Here is a 17,346-nt window from a genome sequence, read left to right as displayed (position 1 = left end):
GCTTCAGCCCAGATACTAACCGATCCAAGCAGGCCTGCCTGCCGCCAGTTGGTCGAATCGGTTAGCAAATATTAACTGGCCGCATCAGCAGGGTTCTTTCTGGCGTGTACCGAAAATGCGGTCGCCCGCATCACCCAAGCCGGGAATAATGTAACCGTCTTCATTGAGATGGCTGTCGATCGAGGCGGTGTAGATGTCGACATCGGGATGCCGCTCCTGCACCGCCCTGATGCCCTCGGGCGCGGCCACCAGCACCAGCGCCTGGATATGCCGTGAACCGGCGCGCTTGAGCAGATCGATGGTGGCTACCATCGAGCCACCAGTGGCCAGCATCGGGTCCACGATCAGCGCGGCACGCTGGTCCATCTGGCCCGCCAGCCGCTCCAGGTAGGTATGAGCCTGCAAGGTTTTTTCATTGCGGGCAATGCCCACGGCGCTAACCCTGGCCCCCGGGATGAGGCTGAGCACCCCATCGAGCATGCCGATCCCCGCACGCAGGATGGGCACCACTGTTACCTTCTTGCCCGCGAGCTTTTCCACATCCAGCGGGCCAGCCCAACCGTCGATACGCACGGTTTCGAGTGGCATGTCTTTCATGGCCTCGTACGTAAGCAGCGCGGCGATTTCCTGCGACATTTCGCGGAAATTCTTGGTGCTGAGATCCGCCCGGCGCATCAGGCCCAGCTTGTGGCGAATCAAGGGATGGCGGATTTCGTGGATAGGCATGATGCTTCCTTGGGGAGGGCCCGGACGTTCGGTAAGCCGGTAATCGACAATGCCATTATTGTAGAAGCAATGACGCGACACGCATGGCGATTCAGCGTGCCGCCAGCCAGGCGACCAAGCCATCGTTGAACGCCCGCACGGCGGCCGCGCGATCATCGTTGACCAGGCTGACCAGTATGTATCGCTTGCCGCTTGCCCCCAGCACATAACCCGCGAGCGCGCGGGTGTCGCGCAGGCTGCCAGTCTTCAGGTGCGCCATGCCCTTGACCTCGTCATCGCGCATGCGGCGCCGCACGGTGCCATCCACCCCGGCAATCGCCAGCGACGACATGAACTCAGGCATCAGGGGCGAACGCCAGGCAGCGTCCAGCATGCCAGCCATACCCGCCGCCGTCACCCGGCCGTTGCGCGACAGCCCGGCACCATTGTCCAGCACCCAACCACGCGTATCTACACCCTGCCGCGCGAGTATCCCAAGCGCGGCTGTCGCACCCGAGGCGGGCGTCGCGCCGGGCCCGGACTTCTCGGCCCCCAGCGTCAGGAGCAGCGTACGCGCCATGACATTGTTACTGTGCTTGTTGATATAGCGGATGGTATCGGCCAGGGTCTGGGAATCGTGCCAAGCGAGCGTCGTGGCGTTGCGGGGTACACGGCCGCTGCGCACACCGCGCGCCAGGGTGCCGCCCAGCTCGCGCCACAGCATGGTGAACAACTGCGCAAAGTATTCGCCCTGCGGCAGGGCCAGCCGGTAGATGCTGAACTCGCCGCACGATCCGGCCGCCGTCCCGCCTATGCGCACGACGAACTCGTTCTGCACCGGCAGCACCTGGGTGGAAATCGAAGGCGATCCGGGGCATGTCGCGCCGCTCCATTTCACCTCGCCTTCCAGACGCACACCGCGTACCGGCGGGTCGATCACGCCGATCCATTTGTGGGCGGCCATGTCGGGTTGAAACAGCAGGCGTATCGCGCCCAACCCTACCATCATGGCGTCGGGGCTCGCGTTGTAGGGCCGTTCCGGCGCCCCGTCGAAGGCGCCTGGGTCAATGTCCACCGCGCCGAACACCGAGCGGTCGACCACCACCTCAGTCAGATTCTTGATGCCGCGCAGGCGCAGCTCGCGCAGCAAAGCCCAAAGATCCTGCACGGTAAAGTAGGGGTCGCCGCCTGCCTTCAGGTACAGCGGCCCGGCCAGCGTGCCCTGCTCATCGATACGCCCCTTGCCTTCGGCCAACGCTGTCGTGCGCCAAGTGTAGTCGGGCCCCAGGCCGGCCAGCCCCGCCCAGGTTGTCACCATTTTCATGACAGAGGCTGGGTTGCGCGGCGTGTCGCTATTGACGGAAACCAGCGCGGGGCCGCCGATTTCCTGCACCTGCACAGACAGAACGCTATCGGGCATACCAGTTGCGCCCCAGAGTTTGGCCAGTTCGGGCGGCAGCGCCTGGGAAAGCGCAGAGGCGGGCACTGTACAGGCAAGTAGCGCCATCGCCAAGCCCGTGCGCAACCGGCTGCCGCCGGGCGGGACGACACCCGGCCTTTCGGCCTGGACATGCCGCCATCGAGCTCGCGCGCCAGCATCGCCGGCGAAGCAATGGCCGCGCCCGGCATGGCCCTGAAGGACGAACCCCGCGCTAAGACCCTTGGCCAACCGCCCCAACCATGCAAACATGTCCCGTCTCCCACCCGCAAAAAACATCAGCATAAACAATCCTGGCCAGTGCGCGGCACCCGCCGTGGGGAATTTTTCGCCGCAAACGCTTAAAATACCGCCTGGCCATGATAGCCGGCGCTGCCGCGCCTGGCTGATGCCTGTACCGCGCACCACTCCGCACCCTGCCGCGCCACCACGGCGCCGGCCCGAGAAGACTTTCAGTGAACCCGACACTCTCGCTTTCCCAATTCGACTACCACCTGCCGCCCGAACTCATCGCGCAATCCCCCGCCGCCCGCCGCGTCGACAGCCGGCTGCTGCATCTGGATGCCAGTGGCGAACTCCACGACCGTCTGTTCAAAGACCTGCCCAGCCTGTTGCGCCCCAATGATTTACTGGTCTTCAATGACACCCGCGTCATCAAGGCGCGGCTCACGGGGCACAAAGAAAGCGGCGGCAAGGTCGAGGTGCTGGTCGAGCGCATTACCGGCCCCGACCGGGCCCTGGCGCATGTACGTGCCAGCAAGTCTCCCAAACCGGGTGCGCAGCTGCACTTGGCTGACGCTTTCACTGCCACCGTCGCCGCGCGCGAAGGCGATCTGTTCGACATTGTCTTTCCGGGCCGGGTGCTCGATCTGCTCGACGCACATGGCGCCACGCCGCTGCCACCCTATATCACGCACACAGCCGGGGCCGACGACGACGCCCGCTACCAGACGGTCTATGCCCGCGAACCGGGCGCCGTGGCCGCGCCCACCGCCGGGCTGCACTTCGACGACAATATGCTGCGCACCCTGGGCGAGCAGGGTATCGCCCAAGCTTTCGTCACCCTGCACGTGGGCGCGGGCACCTTCCAGCCTGTTCGGGTCGAGAACCTGTCCGAACACGTCATGCACGCCGAACGCTATTCTGTGCCCCCTGACACCGTCGCAAAGGTGCACGCAGCGCGCGCCGCTGGCGGCCGTGTCATCGCCGTGGGCACCACCAGTGTGCGCGCGCTCGAATCCGCCGCCACCCAGCCTAACCAGACGGGTACCATCGAAGGCGATACACGCCTGTTCATCACGCCCGGCTACCATTTTGCCTGGGTCGACGCCCTGATCACCAATTTCCACCTGCCGCAGTCCACGCTGTTGATGCTGGTATCGGCGCTGGCGGGCATGGAGCCCATTCGGCGCGCCTATGCGCACGCCGTCCAATCGCGGTATCGCTTCTTCAGCTACGGCGACGCCATGTTCATTGAACCCGCCCAACCCGCTTCCCACCCATGACCGGTTTACAGTTTCAGCTCCTGGCCACTGACGGCCGCGCGCGCCGCGGCCGCGTCACGCTCAACCACGGCGTGGTCGAAACACCCATCTTCATGCCCGTGGGCACCTACGGCAGCGTCAAGGCCATGCTGCCGCACGAGCTCACCGAAATCGGCGCCCAGATCGTCCTGGGCAATACCTTTCACCTATGGCTGCGCCCGGGCACCGAGGTGCTGGACAAGCATGGGGGCCTGCACGGCTTCATGCAATGGGGCCGGCCCATCCTCACCGACTCGGGCGGCTTCCAGGTATTCAGCCTGAATGGTTTGCGCAAAATCACCGAAGAAGGCGTCAAGTTCGCCTCGCCTATCGACGGTTCACGTCAATTCCTCACCCCTGAGGAGTCCATGCGCATCCAGCGCTCGCTCAATTCCGACATCGCCATGGTGTTCGATGAGTGCACGCCGTACGCCATCGACGGCCGCCCTGCCACCGCCGAAGAAGCGGCGCGGTCCATGCGCATGTCGCTGCGCTGGGCTAAACGCTCGCGCGAGGCCTTCAAACAACTCGAGAACCCCAATGCGCTGTTCGGCATCGTGCAGGGCGGCATGTTTGAGCACCTGCGCGACGAATCCCTGGCCGGGCTGCTGGACATCGGCTTCGAGGGCTATGCCATCGGCGGCTTGTCGGTGGGCGAACCCAAAGACGACATGATCCGGGTGCTGCGCCATGTGGCGCCCCGGCTTCCCGAGCATGCGCCCCGCTACCTGATGGGCGTGGGCACGCCCGAAGATCTGGTCGAGGGCGTAGCCAACGGGGTCGACATGTTCGATTGCGTGATGCCCACACGCAATGCCCGCAACGGCTGGCTATTCACTCGCTATGGCGATATCAAGATCCGCAACGCCCGCTACCGCGACGACACCCGGCCGCTGGATCCGAGTTGTACCTGCCACACCTGTGCGCATTTCAGCCGGGCCTACCTTCACCACCTGCAGCGCGCCAACGAAATCACCGGCGCGCGGCTGAACACACTGCACAACCTGCATTACTATCTGAACCTGATGGCGGAAATGCGCACGGCCATCGAGGCGGGGCGCTTCGAGCAATGGCGCGAACAGTTCCATCGCGACCGCGCGCGCGGCATCGAATAGGTGCGCCCCGGCAGGCATATGCCAGTCATGTCGCGAGATACCGCTGCAAGATGGCAACCCGGCCGCCCCGGCGGCCCCCGCTGGCCGTGACGCAATATATCGCTACAATACAGAGTTAACCAAAAATATCCTCCAGGAGAATTCATGGCTGTCACCGACACCCTTCCCCTCATCATGGCCCAGGCCGCGCCCGCCGGTGGCGAAAACGCGCTGATGGGCATGCTGCCCATCATCCTGATGTTCGTGATCCTCTACTTCCTGATGATCCGTCCTCAGATGAAACGCCAGAAAGAGCACCGCAACATGGTCGCTGGCCTTGGCAAGGGCGATGAGGTCATCACCGGCGGCGGCATGCTGGGCAAGGTCACCAAGCTGACCGACAGCTACGTCACCATCGAAGTGGCCACCCTGGCCGAAAAACCGGTCGAAGTGCTGGTGCAGCGCACCTCAGTCACCACCGTGCTGCCCAAGGGCACGATCAAGTCGCTCTGATCCCCGGCCTCGCCAGGCGCCTCGCGGCGCCTTTTTCAGCATCAGCTCCCGCCCCGACATGAACCGCTATCCCCTCTGGAAATACCTGACCGTACTGGTGGCCCTTATTCTCGGCCTGCTGTACACACTGCCCAATTTCTTTGGTGAATCTCCCGCGGTTCAGGTCGCTGGCGCCAAGTCTACCGTCAAGGTCGATGCGGGCACCTTGAGCCGGGTCGAAGACGTCCTGCGCAGCAATAACCTCGCCTACACCGGCAGCCGGTTCGACATGAACGGCCCGGTCGGTACGGTGCGCGTACGCTTCGAAAACACAGACGTCCAGCTCAAGGCCAAGGACCTTATCGAAAAGGCCCTGAACACCAACCCAGCCGACCCGTCCTACACGGTGGCGCTTAACCTGTTGCCGGCCTCGCCCAACTGGCTGTCCGCGCTGGGTGCGCACCCGATGTACCTGGGCCTCGATCTTCGCGGCGGCGTGCACTTCCTGCTGCAGGTCGATATGCAGGGCGCCCTCACCGGCCGCTACGACTCCATGGCCAACGATGTGCGCAATACCCTGCGCAACGTCAAGATCAACCCTGCCAGTGTCGAGCGCGAGAACCTGTCCATCGTTTCCGGTTTCAACAGCGAGGCCGACCGCTCGGCCGCCGCATCAGAACTCACCCGCGCCATGCCCGAAATGGTATTCACCGCCACGGGCGAAACCGGCGGCCAGTTCATGCTCACGGGCAAGCTCACCGAAACCGCAGTCACGCAAGTGCAAACCAACGCACTCAAGCAAAACATCACCACGCTGCACAATCGCATCAACGAGCTTGGCGTCGCCGAGCCTGTCATCCAGCAGCAGGGCGCCGACCGCATCGTCGTCCAGTTGCCTGGCGTACAAGACGTCGCCAAGGCCAAAGAAATCCTGGGCCGCACGGCCACACTCGAGATCCGCATGGTCGACGATTCGCCGTCGGCCCAGGCGGCGCTGGCCGCCGGCCGCGTGCCCTTCGGGCTTGAGCGCTATACCGACGCTGACGGTCGCCCCATGCTTCTGCGCCGCCAGGTCATCCTCACCGGCGAAAACCTGAAAGACGCACAACCGGGCCGCGACCAACAAACGCAGCAGCCCACCGTCAACCTCACGCTCGACGACAAGGGCGCGCGTATTTTCCGCGACGTCACGCGCAACAATATCAACAAGCGCATGGCCATCCTTCTGTTTGAGCAGGGCAAGGGCCAGGTCGTCACCGCGCCGGTCATCCGCAGCGAGATCCCGGGCGGGCAGGTGCAGATATCCGGCAGCATGACGGCGCAGGACGCCGCCGACATCGCGCTACTCCTGCGCGCCGGCTCGCTGGCCGCGCCCATGGAAATCATCGAAGAGCGCACCATCGGCCCCAGCCTGGGCGCCGACAACATCGCCAAGGGCTTTTACTCCACGCTGTATGGCTTTATCGCCATCGCGATCTTCATCATCATGTACTACCGTTTGTTCGGCATGTTCTCCACGCTGGGGCTAGCCTTCAACGTGCTCCTGCTGCTGGCGGTGCTGTCGATGCTGCAGGCTACCCTCACGCTGCCTGGCATTGCGGCCATTGCGCTCACACTAGGCATGGCCATCGACTCCAACGTGCTCATCAACGAACGTATCCGCGAAGAGCTGCGCCTGGGGCTGCCGCCGCAGCAGGCCATTCACCTGGGCTTCGAACGGGCCTGGGGCACGATTCTCGACTCCAACCTCACCACGCTGATTGTCGGGCTGGCGCTACTGGCTTTTGGTACCGGCCCCATCCGCGGCTTTGCGGTCGTGCACTGCATCGGCATCCTCACCTCCATGTTCTCGTCCATCGTAGGTGTGCGGGCACTGGTCAACCTCTGGTATGGCCGCCAGCGCAAGCTGCGCACGGTCTCCATCGGCCAGATCTGGAAACCCAACGAGGAATAACCCCTGCCCGCCGCCCACGCGCGGCGCAGGGCTTCCCGATAACAGGCAACACACAGGCAAGATTCAGACATGGAATTTTTCCGCATACACCGCACCATTCCCTTCATGCGCCATGCGCTGGTGCTGAACATCATCAGTTTCATCACTTTCGTGCTGGCGGTGTTTTTCATCGTCACCCGGGGCTTTCACCTGTCGATCGAGTTCACTGGCGGCACGGTGATGGAAGTGCATTATCAGCAGGCTGCGCAGCTCGACACAGTCCGCGGCGCCATTGGCGGGCTGGGTTACTCCGATTTCCAGGTACAGAACTTCGGCACCTCGCAAGACGTGATGATCAGGCTGCCGCTGCGCGAGGGCGAAAGCTCCGCAGCCCAAAGCGATGCCGTGCTTGCTGCGCTGCAGGCGCAGGACAAGGGCGTCGAGCTGCGCCGCGTTGAATTCGTAGGCCCGCAAGTGGGCCAGGAGCTCGTCCATAACGGTCTGCTGGCGCTGCTGTGCGTGATCATCGGCATCATGGTCTACCTGGGCCTCCGCTTCGAATGGAAATTCGCCGTCGCGGGCGTGGTGGCCAACCTGCACGACGTAATCATCATCCTGGGCTTCTTTGCCTTCTTCCAGTGGGAATTTTCACTCTCGGTGCTGGCCGGGGTGCTTGCGGTGCTAGGGTATTCGGTCAATGAATCGGTCGTCATCATGGACCGTATCCGCGAAAACTTCCGCAAGCAACGCAAAGCATCGGTCCAAGAAATCATCAACAGTGCCATTACACAAACCATTTCGCGCACGGTGATCACCCACGGGTCTACGCAAATGATGGTGCTGGCCATGCTGTTCTTCGGCGGCCCAACGCTGCACTACTTCTCACTGGCACTCACCATCGGCATCTGGTTCGGCATCTATTCATCGGTGTTCGTGGCCGCCGCCATAGCCATGTGGCTGGGCGTCAAACGCGAAGACCTGGTCAAACCGGTCAAGAAGGAAGACCCCGGCGCCGAGGTCAACTGATCCCACGACGTTCAAACAAAGCCGCCCGGCTGCCCGTCCTGTACAAGGCGGGCAGCCGGGCGGCTTTTTTGCATATCCATGTGTGACCCGCGTCGCCCGGCGTACGAGCGAAACGCCGCCCTGGGCAGCATTCTTGCGGGCACACGCCTTCGCTTATGCGGAGCGGTGCTTGGCAACGAGTTACTGACCGCCGCCCGTAATATGCGACACGTAGGCCGCCACGGCATCGATGGAGGCCTCGTCCAGCATCTGGCCGAAAGCCGGCATGGCACCCGCCCCTTCGATCACCATGGACTTAACCTGATCGTAGGTGGGCTTGAGCTCGTCGAGATTGGGGCCGATGGTGCCAGCCGCGCCTGCGTCCTGGAGGGTATGGCAGACGGCACAGGCAGGTGTGGCACGCTTGAGGAACACTTCCTTGCCCTTTTCCAGCTTGGCGGCATCGGGGCCGCCCGCCATACTGGCGCCCGCCGCGCACATCAGGATCATCGCTCCGGCAATTCGTGCTGCAACCGGGTATTTCATCTTCACTTCCTTTTAATGAACAACAAACAACACGGCGCCTGGCTCCGGTGCGAGCCGGGCCAGGCGCCGCCAGGGTAAAAACAGAATGTTGGGGCCGCGTCAGGCGACCGTAACTTTCACCATGTGGTCGCGCCAGCTATTGTTCAAATAGCCGCGGTTGTTCTCCAGGCGCTCTTCGGGCTGTGCATCGCCTTTCTCATTGACTGCCCGGCTCGTCACTTCATAGGTGCCCGGCTTCAAGGTGGTGGACAGCACAAACTCGCGCCAAGCGTACTTGCCCAAGTCGGGCCCGATCAGGGTAGCCTCCTGCCAATCTTTGCCACCGTTGACGGACACCTCCACTTTCTTGGCCGCCGTCATGCCGCCCATGGCGACACCACGGATCTGTACTTTGCCAGCCTTGAGCTTTTCACCATCCTCGCAAGGATGCGTGACCCAGGACTTGACCGGCATTTCCCAGATAGACTTATGCACCGGGGCGCCCTTCTCGCCCAACGGGGCAAAGCGGTAGCCAGTCTGCTGGATCTTGGCCGGCGACTGCTCTTTGGTGAAGGCCAGCCGCTTGATGTATTTGACGTTGTTCACACCCGTATAGCCCGGCACGATCATGCGCAGAGGGCCGCCATGCGCCAACGGAATCGGCTCGCCATTGACCTCCCAGGCCAGGATGGCATCTTCAATTGCCGACAGCGGCACAGAGCGCTCGACCATCACCGTGTTGGGATCGATGCCCGCCGGTATTTCCTCGCCCCCTGTGCTGGTCATGTAGACCATGCCGTCGGACATGCCGCCCACAGCCTCCAGCACGGCCTTGACTGGCACGCCGCTGAATACCACGCAGCCAGCCGCGCCGACCGTCCATTTGGTGCCGCTGGGCTTGCTGGGGAACCAGGCGCGACCGTTGCCCGAGCACTGCAGCACAATAGGCACCGAAGCCAGGCCCAGCGTCTTGAGTTCGGCCACAGTGAAGCTGCGCGGCTTGGCTACGCCCTCGATGGCCACCGCCCAGCTATCGGGGTCTTTCATGATGTCGGCGGAAGGCGGCGATACGTTGTTACGCACAAACAGGCGATCAAGCGGTGTGATGCCGCCAGAGCCCAAGGCGCAACGCTTGAGTTCGATGGTGTTGTTGCTGTGGACAATCATGCTGTCCACATCCTTCCATGCAGCATAATCTGGCAGCGGCTTGGCGCCACTGGCTGCAGCGGGGGGCGCGGCGGCGGCACCCTGCGCCGATGCCGTCTGCGCCAGCCCACCCAAGCCCGCCAAGGCGGCAAGACCACCTGTGGAAGCCAGCATGCGGCGGCGAGCCAGGCTTTGCAAATCACTCATATCGTTCTCCTTTGTCGTGTAGTTTGCTCTGCATGCCCCGCGGAATTTCCACGCACCGCACGCACTCGATCGTAGGCAAACGGCACGGCACCCGGCTGGCGCCGTGTTGCCCCGAGCCCGTAAGCCCGCGCGGGCCGTCTGCCCTTATTTTGCGCCGATTATATCGACAATACATATAAGTATATATAGTCCAGATCTAAAACTTCTATGCATCCAGACGCGAGCCCAATTCACAACCGACGTTCCGCCATCCCGCAGGCGGCTACGCGGCTGGCGCCTTCCCGGTACAATATTGGTTTTATTCAACGCCCCCGGGATCTACACCCGTAACGGCCAAACATGCAAGAAATCAACCTCAAGCGCGAAGCCGGCACGCCTGCCGCCATCGCCAGTTCTGCCTCGCCCGCCGCTGCGACCGGCCCGCACCGTAAACTGTTCATCCGCACCTTTGGCTGCCAGATGAACGAATACGACTCCGAAAAAATGGCGGACGTCCTGCGCGAAGACCAGGGCGTAGAACTCACCCAGAACCCCGAAGAGGCAGACATCATCCTCTTCAACACCTGTTCTGTGCGCGAAAAGGCGCAGGAAAAGGTGTTCTCCGACCTGGGCCGCGTTCAGCACCTGCGCCAGGCCAGGCCCGACCTGATCATCGGCGTGGGCGGCTGCGTCGCCAGCCAGGAGGGCGAAGCCATCATTCGCCGCGCGCCCTACGTAGACGTCGTGTTTGGCCCGCAAACCCTGCATCGCCTGCCCGATCTCATCGCCCGGCGTCGTGCATCGGGCCACTCACAGGTCGACATCAGCTTCCCCGAGATCGAAAAGTTCGACGCCCTGCCACCGGCACGCGTCGAAGGCCCCACCGCCTTTGTGTCCATCATGGAAGGCTGCAGCAAATACTGCAGCTTCTGCGTGGTGCCCTATACACGGGGTGCCGAGGTTTCTCGCCCGTTTGAAGACGTACTCACCGAAGTCGCCGACCTGGCCGACCAGGGCGTGAAAGAAGTCACCCTGCTGGGGCAGAACGTCAATGCCTACCGCGGCCCTCTGGAAGGCAGCAGCGAGATCGCCGACTTCGCGATGTTGCTCGAATACGTGCACGACATCCCGGGTATCGAACGCATCCGCTACACCACTTCGCACCCCAAAGAAATGACCACGCGCCTGATCGAGGCCCATGGAAAACTGCCCAAGCTGGTGCCCTTCCTGCACCTGCCCGTGCAGGCTGGCAGCGACCCCGTCCTGGCGGCCATGAAGCGGGGCTACACCACGCTCGAATTCAAATCCATCGTACGTCGCCTGCGCGCGGCCCGCCCTGGGCTTACGCTTTCTTCCGATTTCATCGTCGGCTTTCCGGGCGAAACCGAGGCCGACTTCGAACGTACGATGCAACTTATTCGCGACGTGGGCTTTGACACCTCGTTTTCCTTCGTCTATTCACGTCGCCCCGGCACCCCGGCCGCCGATCTGGAAGACGACACCCCCAAAGAGATCAAGCTCGAGCGCCTGCAAAAATTGCAGACACTCATCAACGAGCAGGCTGCCGCCGTCGCCCAGGCCATGGTCGGTACCGTGCAGCGCATCCTTGTCGAAAAGCCCTCGCGGCGCGACCCAGGTGAGCTCGCCGGCCGCACCGAAAACAACCGCACCGTCAACTTCCAGGGCAATCCGCGCCTGATCGGGCAAATGGTGGACGTGCGCATCACGCAGTCTCTCAGCAATTCGCTGCGCGGCGAGATCGTCACCCACGACTCGCAGGAAACCTCCGCATGACAGCGTCCACGCGCAAAAAACCAGTCGTCTTCACCCTGGAGGGCGACAATACTCACCTGGCCAATCTCTGCGGCCCGCTTGACGCCAACCTGCGCCAGATTGCAGACGGCTGGAACGTACGCATTGCCCGCCGCGGCGACCGCGTCACCATAGAGGGAGAGCAGGCCAAGGCTGCCGCCAAGGCACTGCAAACGTTTCACCGCCGTGCGACACACAAGGCTCTGGCGGTCGAAGACATCCAGCTTGGCATGGTCGAAATGGGTGCAGGCCTCACGCAAGAAGAAACCCATATGCAAGCGCCCGCCGCCCACGCCGCGCTGCCCGATCTGCCACCGGTCGACGACCTGAGCCTGAATCTGCGCACCCGGCGCACTGACCTACGTCCCCGCACCCCCCGGCAGCGCGAGTATCTCAACAATATTCTGCGCCACGACATCACCTTCGGCATCGGTCCCGCAGGCACCGGCAAAACCTGGCTGGCAGTGGCCTGCGCCATCGACGCACTAGAGCGCGAGAGTGTGCAGCGGCTGGTGCTCACACGTCCGGCCGTCGAAGCCGGCGAGCGTCTGGGCTTTCTCCCGGGCGACCTGGTACAGAAGGTCGATCCTTATCTGCGCCCGCTCTACGACGCGCTTTACGATCTCATGGGCTTCGAACGCGTACAGCGCCTGTTCGAAAAACAAACCATCGAGATCGCCCCGTTGGCCTATATGCGCGGGCGCACACTGAACCACGCCTTCGTCATCCTCGACGAAGCCCAGAACACCACGCCCGAGCAGATGAAGATGTTTCTGACGCGCATCGGCTTCGGCAGCAAGGCCGTCATCAACGGCGACCCTTCACAGGTCGACTTGCCACGCGGCCAAGCCAGCGGGCTGGCGCATGCCGTCGATGTTCTGCGTGATGTTCAGGGCATCGCCACCACGCAGTTCACCAGCCGCGACGTGGTGCGCCACCCGCTTGTGGCGCGCATCGTCGAAGCCTACGAAAAAGCGGGCGATCATGTCGCCTGATGCGCCCGCCCTGTCGCTGTCTGTGCAATATGGCACCGAAGCCGTCGAGCTGCCGCGCTGGCGGCTGCGCCGCTGGGTTACGCAGGCCGTGGCGGGTGTAGCGCAAGGTGGCGCGCACGGTGGCTTCAGCACTGCAGCGTTCACCCTGCGGCTGGTCGATGCCGAAGAAGGCCGCGCTCTCAACCACGCCTATCGCGGCAAAGACTACGCCACCAACGTGCTGACTTTCGAATACGGCACCGACCAAGGCGGCACGGCAAGCGGCGATATTGTGTTGTGCATGCCTGTATTGCGCCGCGAGGCTGCCGAACAAGGCAAACCCTTGCTGCATCATGCTGCGCACCTGGTAGTGCATGGGGTGCTGCATGCGCTTGGCTACGATCACCTGGACGATGATGAGGCCCGTGAAATGGAGGCGCTCGAAGTCGCCATCCTGGCCGCCATGGGCCTGCCCAACCCCTATCAGTAGGACACAGTAGGACACGCCGATGACAGCATCGGCGCGGTGCGGGCAGCCAAACAGCCGCTACGCCGCGCCGTGGATTATCGGTTATCCTAAGGACTCGTGTATTCAGTCTCCGGACAATGTCAGACCCTAGCCCCACCGACCCCGAACCTCAACCGGCCAAACACGGCAGATCGCTGCTCGAACGGCTTACCTCGCTTATCCGGCCCTCCGAACCCGCTAACCGGGACGACATCAAGGCTGTACTCGAGGCCGCCCACCGGCGCCAGATCCTAGACAGCGAAGCCTACACCATGATCTCCGGCGCGCTCGAAATGGCCGAGCAAACAGTGGCCGATATCATGGTGCCCCGCTCCAAGATCGACATGCTCGACATCGGCAAGCCACTGGCCGAAATCCTGCCCGAGATCATCGAGACTGGCCACTCCCGCTTCCCCGTCTACGAAGACGACCGCGACAACATTGTCGGCATCCTGTTGGCCAAAGACCTGCTGCTTTCGGTCAGCAACCCCTCGATCGCGCTGCGCCCCCTTGTGCGGCCGGCCGTGTTCATCCCCGAAACCAAACGCCTGAACGTGCTGCTTCACGAGTTCCGCGTGAGCCGCAACCACTTGGCGATCGTCGTCGATGAGCACGGCGGCATTTCGGGGCTGGTTTCGATGGAAGACGTGCTGGAACAGATCGTCGGCGACATCGAAGACGAATACGATGAAGATGACGAGAAAACCATTTTCCAGACCGGCACCAATAGCTGGCGGGCCATGGGCATCACCGAAATCGTCGCGTTCAACGAAAGCTTCGGCACCCACTTGCCGCACGAAGACTACGACACGCTGGGTGGCTGGCTGGCCGCTGAACTTGGCCGCATCCCGCGCCGAGGCGACAGCATCAGTTACGAAGGCCTGAATATCACCGTTGTTGGCGCCGACGCCAAGCGGGCGCTCTGGCTGCACATCCAACACGACTCCACCACACCGGCACCCCTGCCCGACGGCGGCAACTAGCCACACGTATCCGGACGCCATCAACTTGCATATGCCCACACCCCGCAGCGCCACATTGCCCGCCACGACGTTGGCCGCCCTGCTGGCGCTGGGCGCCGTGCATGCATTGTCATTCGCGCCGGGCCCGCTGCCGCACTGGTCGCTGCCTTTTGTGCAGCTATTCGCGCTGGCGGTGCTGGCCTGGCACGCCATGCGCGCTGCCACCGCCTGGCGGGCCGCACTCACCGGCTTTGTCTTCGGCCTGGCCCATTTTGCGGTGGGGCTGTATTGGTTGTACATCAGCATGCATGAGTACGGGGGCATCTCCGCGCCCCTCGCTGTGCTGGCCGTGTTGCTGCTGTCGGCATTTCTTGCCCTATACACAGGCCTGGCCACCGGCGCAGCAAGCCTGCTTGGCGGGCGCTACCTCCCGCAAGCCACGCATTACCGCCGCCAGTTGCTCGCCGCCGCGGCATGGGCCTCATGCTGGGCCGGCGCCGAATGGCTGCGCGGCACACTGTTCACCGGGCTGCCCTGGCTCAACATCGGTTATGCACACGTCGAAGGCATGCTGGCCGGCTGGGCACCCGTGGTTGGCGTCTATGGCATCGCGTGGCTGGCGGCGTTCGCCGCCGCGGCCATAGCCTTGCTGGCCTGCGCCAAAGACACGCAAAACGATGCCCGGACAGCGATAGGCGTTGGGCTTGCCGTCCTGTCGGGCCTGGCCGGCATTTTCCTGGGCCACGTAAGCTGGTCCTCGCCCCACGGAGAGCCGCTGCTGGTGCGGCTCACACAGGGCAATGTCCCGCAATCACAGAAATTCGACGCGTCGATGTTTGTACAAGCGCAAATGGACTACTTGGAGCTCGCATCTTTGCCGCCGCGCGATCCGAAAGCTGTGCCCGACCTTGTTGTCATGCCGGAAACCGTCGTCCCTCTGTTTCAGGACAATGTCGCACCCAACCTGTGGGAGCACTGGCTGAACGTGGCGCGTGAGCATAATGCGCACGTCATCATGGGCGCACCCTTGCACGACGCCGCCAACGGCGCCGATCGCTATACCAACAGCGCCATCGGCTTCAACGGCGAGACAACCGCCGCCGCCATCGCCGCCGCCAAGCCGCCCATGCGCTACGACAAACACCACCTGGTGCCTTTTGGCGAGTTCGTACCGCCTGGCTTCCGATGGTTTGTCGACGCTATGCACATCCCTCTGGGCGACTTCAACAGCGGCCCCGAAAGGCAAGCGCTGTTCAAGATCGGCGACCAAATCATCGCCCCTGATATCTGCTATGAAGACGTGTTCGGCGAAGAAATCATCCGCAGTGTGCGCGACAGCGCCACCCAAGGCCCCGGCGCCACCATCCTGCTGAACCTGAGCAACCTGGGCTGGTTCGGCGACTCCTGGGCGCTGCGCCAGCACCTGCAGATATCACGCATGCGGGCACTGGAAACCGCCCGTCCCATGCTGCGGGCCACCAACACTGGCATGACGGCCGCCATCGACGCAAACGGTGTGGTGCGCGGCGTGCTCGAGCCCATGCGAAAGGGTGTACTCGACGTCGAAGTCCAGGGTCGCAGCGGCCTTACGCCTTACGTGCGGCTAGGCAACGCCCCCGCACTGGCGTGGATCGCCCTGTTCCTGCTCCTGGGCCTACTGCGCCGCCCGCGCGCGGCTGGCCCCGCGTAATCCAATGGTTTGACCTAAGCGCCCCTTAAAGCGTCCATGTCATTGACGACAGGTTGCGTAACCAAATATCGCCCTCGGCGGCTTTGGCTTGCACAGATTCAAAAATTCGTGCATAATCTCGCTTCTTCGCTAGAGAACGAAGCAGCAATTTGCAGCCTCGGGGGTATAGCTCAGCTGGGAGAGCGCTTGCATGGCATGCAAGAGGTCAGCGGTTCGATCCCGCTTACCTCCACCAGTTCTAACGAAGTCTGCCTTCGGGCACCTGCAGTACCGCGTGTTTAATATGCTAAAATGCGCAGCTTGTTTCAAGTCCTGTCCCCTTCGTCTAGAGGCCTAGGACATCACCCTTTCACGGTGAGTACAGGGGTTCGAATCCCCTAGGGGACGCCAGTTTTCTCTGGCACAGTTGCAGTACACACCGCTGCGGAGCGGTAGTTCAGTTGGTTAGAATACCGGCCTGTCACGCCGGGGGTCGCGGGTTCGAGTCCCGTCCGCTCCGCCAAATAATTCAGTAAAAAAAGCGCTTACTTACCGTAAGCGCTTTTTTTTCGCCCCCATTTGTATTCCAAATGCAGAATGCTTGCATTGCAACTGACACCTGCTAGCGAGCACTACCAGACGGTATATCGTTCCAGCCGCTTGACATCCTCCCCTCCCTAAAGAAAAGGGATTCCTACGGCGCTCACAGCGGCGCAAGGCTGCTGTGAGTCGCTTCGGTGGACGCGCACCGTACCTTGCACCATCAACGGCGCAACACAGGGCCTCACCCCCTCCTGCCTAGTCCACTGCCGCCGCAGCCAAAAGCGAGAAACAAAAAAATAGTGCATAATTACGGCCCTGTCGCTGGCAACACTATGTTCACACGTAGGGGGTATAGCTCAGCTGGGAGAGCGCTTGCATGGCATGCAAGAGGTCAGCGGTTCGATCCCGCTTACCTCCACCAGTTCCACGGCAGATTATGCAAGTCCTGTCCCCTTCGTCTAGAGGCCTAGGACATCACCCTTTCACGGTGAGTACAGGGGTTCGAATCCCCTAGGGGACGCCAGTTTTCTCTGGCACAGTTGCAGTACACACCGCTGCGGAGCGGTAGTTCAGTTGGTTAGAATACCGGCCTGTCACGCCGGGGGTCGCGGGTTCGAGTCCCGTCCGCTCCGCCACATTTCTCTAGTAGTATCAAGCACTTAGGTGATTGCATTGGGTGGATGGTATAACCCAATCAAGGCGAATTATAGCCTTTCACTGCACTCAAATTGCACTACGATGCACCACATTGCCGGAACTGAATCGAACCGGGTTTTGAGGAGGCTTCAATTCTTGAGAGAATGGAGTCATGAGCAAGAACAACAAGTTTTC

General features: G+C 62.5%; 14 protein-coding genes and 6 tRNA genes. 16 read left to right on the top strand and 4 right to left on the bottom strand.

From position 1 onward, the window contains the following. Positions 1–84 precede the first annotated feature (84 nt). Both upp and dacB read right to left on the bottom strand, forming a co-directional pair. Positions 85–726, bottom strand: a complete 642-nt coding sequence (gene upp, locus LOL23_RS13055; protein ID WP_160978710.1) for a uracil phosphoribosyltransferase — start codon at positions 724–726, stop codon at positions 85–87. A gap of 91 nt (positions 727–817) precedes the next feature. Beyond that, positions 818–2,212, bottom strand: a complete 1,395-nt coding sequence (gene dacB, locus LOL23_RS13050; RefSeq protein ID WP_237173773.1) for a D-alanyl-D-alanine carboxypeptidase/D-alanyl-D-alanine endopeptidase — start codon at positions 2,210–2,212, stop codon at positions 818–820. A 386-nt stretch (positions 2,213–2,598) separates the two neighbouring features. Here dacB and queA point away from each other — a divergent pair, with 386 nt between their 5' ends. The 5 genes from queA (at position 2,599) to secF (ending at position 8,211) form a co-directional block, all read left to right on the top strand. Then, positions 2,599–3,648, top strand: a complete 1,050-nt coding sequence (gene queA, locus LOL23_RS13045; protein WP_160978708.1) for a tRNA preQ1(34) S-adenosylmethionine ribosyltransferase-isomerase QueA — start codon at positions 2,599–2,601, stop codon at positions 3,646–3,648. After that, positions 3,645–4,781, top strand: coding sequence for a tRNA guanosine(34) transglycosylase Tgt (gene tgt, locus LOL23_RS13040; protein WP_160978706.1), 1,137 nt, complete (start codon positions 3,645–3,647; stop codon positions 4,779–4,781). The genes queA and tgt overlap by 4 nt, the downstream gene beginning before the upstream one ends. A 144-nt stretch (positions 4,782–4,925) precedes the next feature. Next, positions 4,926–5,273: a preprotein translocase subunit YajC gene (yajC, locus tag LOL23_RS13035; RefSeq protein WP_160978704.1), complete on the top strand. Its 348-nt coding sequence runs from the start codon at positions 4,926–4,928 to the stop codon at positions 5,271–5,273. Between the two features lie 58 nt (positions 5,274–5,331). Beyond that, positions 5,332–7,206, top strand: a complete 1,875-nt coding sequence (gene secD, locus LOL23_RS13030; protein WP_160978702.1) for a protein translocase subunit SecD — start codon at positions 5,332–5,334, stop codon at positions 7,204–7,206. 69 nt (positions 7,207–7,275) lie between these two features. Further along, positions 7,276–8,211, top strand: coding sequence for a protein translocase subunit SecF (gene secF, locus LOL23_RS13025; RefSeq protein ID WP_160978700.1), 936 nt, complete (start codon positions 7,276–7,278; stop codon positions 8,209–8,211). Positions 8,212–8,391: 180 nt separating this feature from the next. On the opposite strand, the gene sorU is transcribed toward secF, so the two are convergent. Both sorU and sorT read right to left on the bottom strand, forming a co-directional pair. Further along, complete coding sequence (gene sorU, locus LOL23_RS13020) at positions 8,392–8,736, bottom strand: SorU family sulfite dehydrogenase c-type cytochrome subunit (protein ID WP_160978698.1); 345 nt, start codon at positions 8,734–8,736, stop codon at positions 8,392–8,394. A gap of 99 nt (positions 8,737–8,835) precedes the next feature. After that, positions 8,836–10,068 (bottom strand): SorT family sulfite dehydrogenase catalytic subunit, encoded by a 1,233-nt coding sequence (sorT, locus tag LOL23_RS13015; protein WP_160978696.1) that lies wholly within the window; start codon positions 10,066–10,068, stop codon positions 8,836–8,838. 339 nt (positions 10,069–10,407) lie between these two features. On the opposite strand from sorT, the gene miaB reads away from it, so the two are divergent. The 11 genes from miaB to LOL23_RS12960 all read left to right on the top strand — a co-directional run bounded on the left by miaB (position 10,408) and on the right by LOL23_RS12960 (position 17,150). Beyond that, positions 10,408–11,841 (top strand): tRNA (N6-isopentenyl adenosine(37)-C2)-methylthiotransferase MiaB, encoded by a 1,434-nt coding sequence (gene miaB / locus LOL23_RS13010; RefSeq protein WP_160978694.1) that lies wholly within the window; start codon positions 10,408–10,410, stop codon positions 11,839–11,841. Further along, on the top strand, positions 11,838–12,854 hold the full coding sequence (locus LOL23_RS13005) for a PhoH family protein (RefSeq protein ID WP_160978692.1): 1,017 nt from the start codon (positions 11,838–11,840) through the stop codon (positions 12,852–12,854). Before miaB ends, LOL23_RS13005 begins: the two co-directional genes overlap by 4 nt. Continuing rightward, on the top strand, positions 12,844–13,323 hold the full coding sequence (gene ybeY / locus LOL23_RS13000; protein WP_160978690.1) for an rRNA maturation RNase YbeY: 480 nt from the start codon (positions 12,844–12,846) through the stop codon (positions 13,321–13,323). Before LOL23_RS13005 ends, ybeY begins: the two co-directional genes overlap by 11 nt. A 116-nt stretch (positions 13,324–13,439) precedes the next feature. Continuing rightward, a complete protein-coding gene (locus tag LOL23_RS12995; protein ID WP_160978688.1) occupies positions 13,440–14,324 on the top strand; it encodes a CorC family transporter in 885 nt (294 codons plus the stop codon). A gap of 31 nt (positions 14,325–14,355) precedes the next feature. Beyond that, a complete protein-coding gene (gene lnt, locus LOL23_RS12990) occupies positions 14,356–15,993 on the top strand; it encodes an apolipoprotein N-acyltransferase (protein ID WP_160978677.1) in 1,638 nt (545 codons plus the stop codon). Between the two features lie 159 nt (positions 15,994–16,152). After that, positions 16,153–16,228: transfer RNA gene (locus tag LOL23_RS12985), tRNA-Ala, on the top strand. Positions 16,229–16,307: 79 nt separating this feature from the next. Further along, a tRNA-Glu gene (locus LOL23_RS12980) sits at positions 16,308–16,383 on the top strand. 35 nt (positions 16,384–16,418) lie between these two features. Beyond that, positions 16,419–16,495 (top strand) — tRNA-Asp (locus tag LOL23_RS12975). Between the two features lie 365 nt (positions 16,496–16,860). Further along, positions 16,861–16,936: transfer RNA gene (locus tag LOL23_RS12970), tRNA-Ala, on the top strand. A gap of 26 nt (positions 16,937–16,962) precedes the next feature. Beyond that, positions 16,963–17,038: transfer RNA gene (locus LOL23_RS12965), tRNA-Glu, on the top strand. A gap of 35 nt (positions 17,039–17,073) precedes the next feature. Further along, positions 17,074–17,150, top strand: a tRNA-Asp gene (locus LOL23_RS12960). Positions 17,151–17,346: the final 196 nt, after the last annotated feature.

This window comes from Paracandidimonas lactea (assembly GCF_021653995.1).
Lineage (GTDB): Bacteria > Pseudomonadota > Gammaproteobacteria > Burkholderiales > Burkholderiaceae_B > Allopusillimonas > Allopusillimonas lactea.
This window is presented reverse-complemented; position numbering and strand designations above follow the sequence as displayed.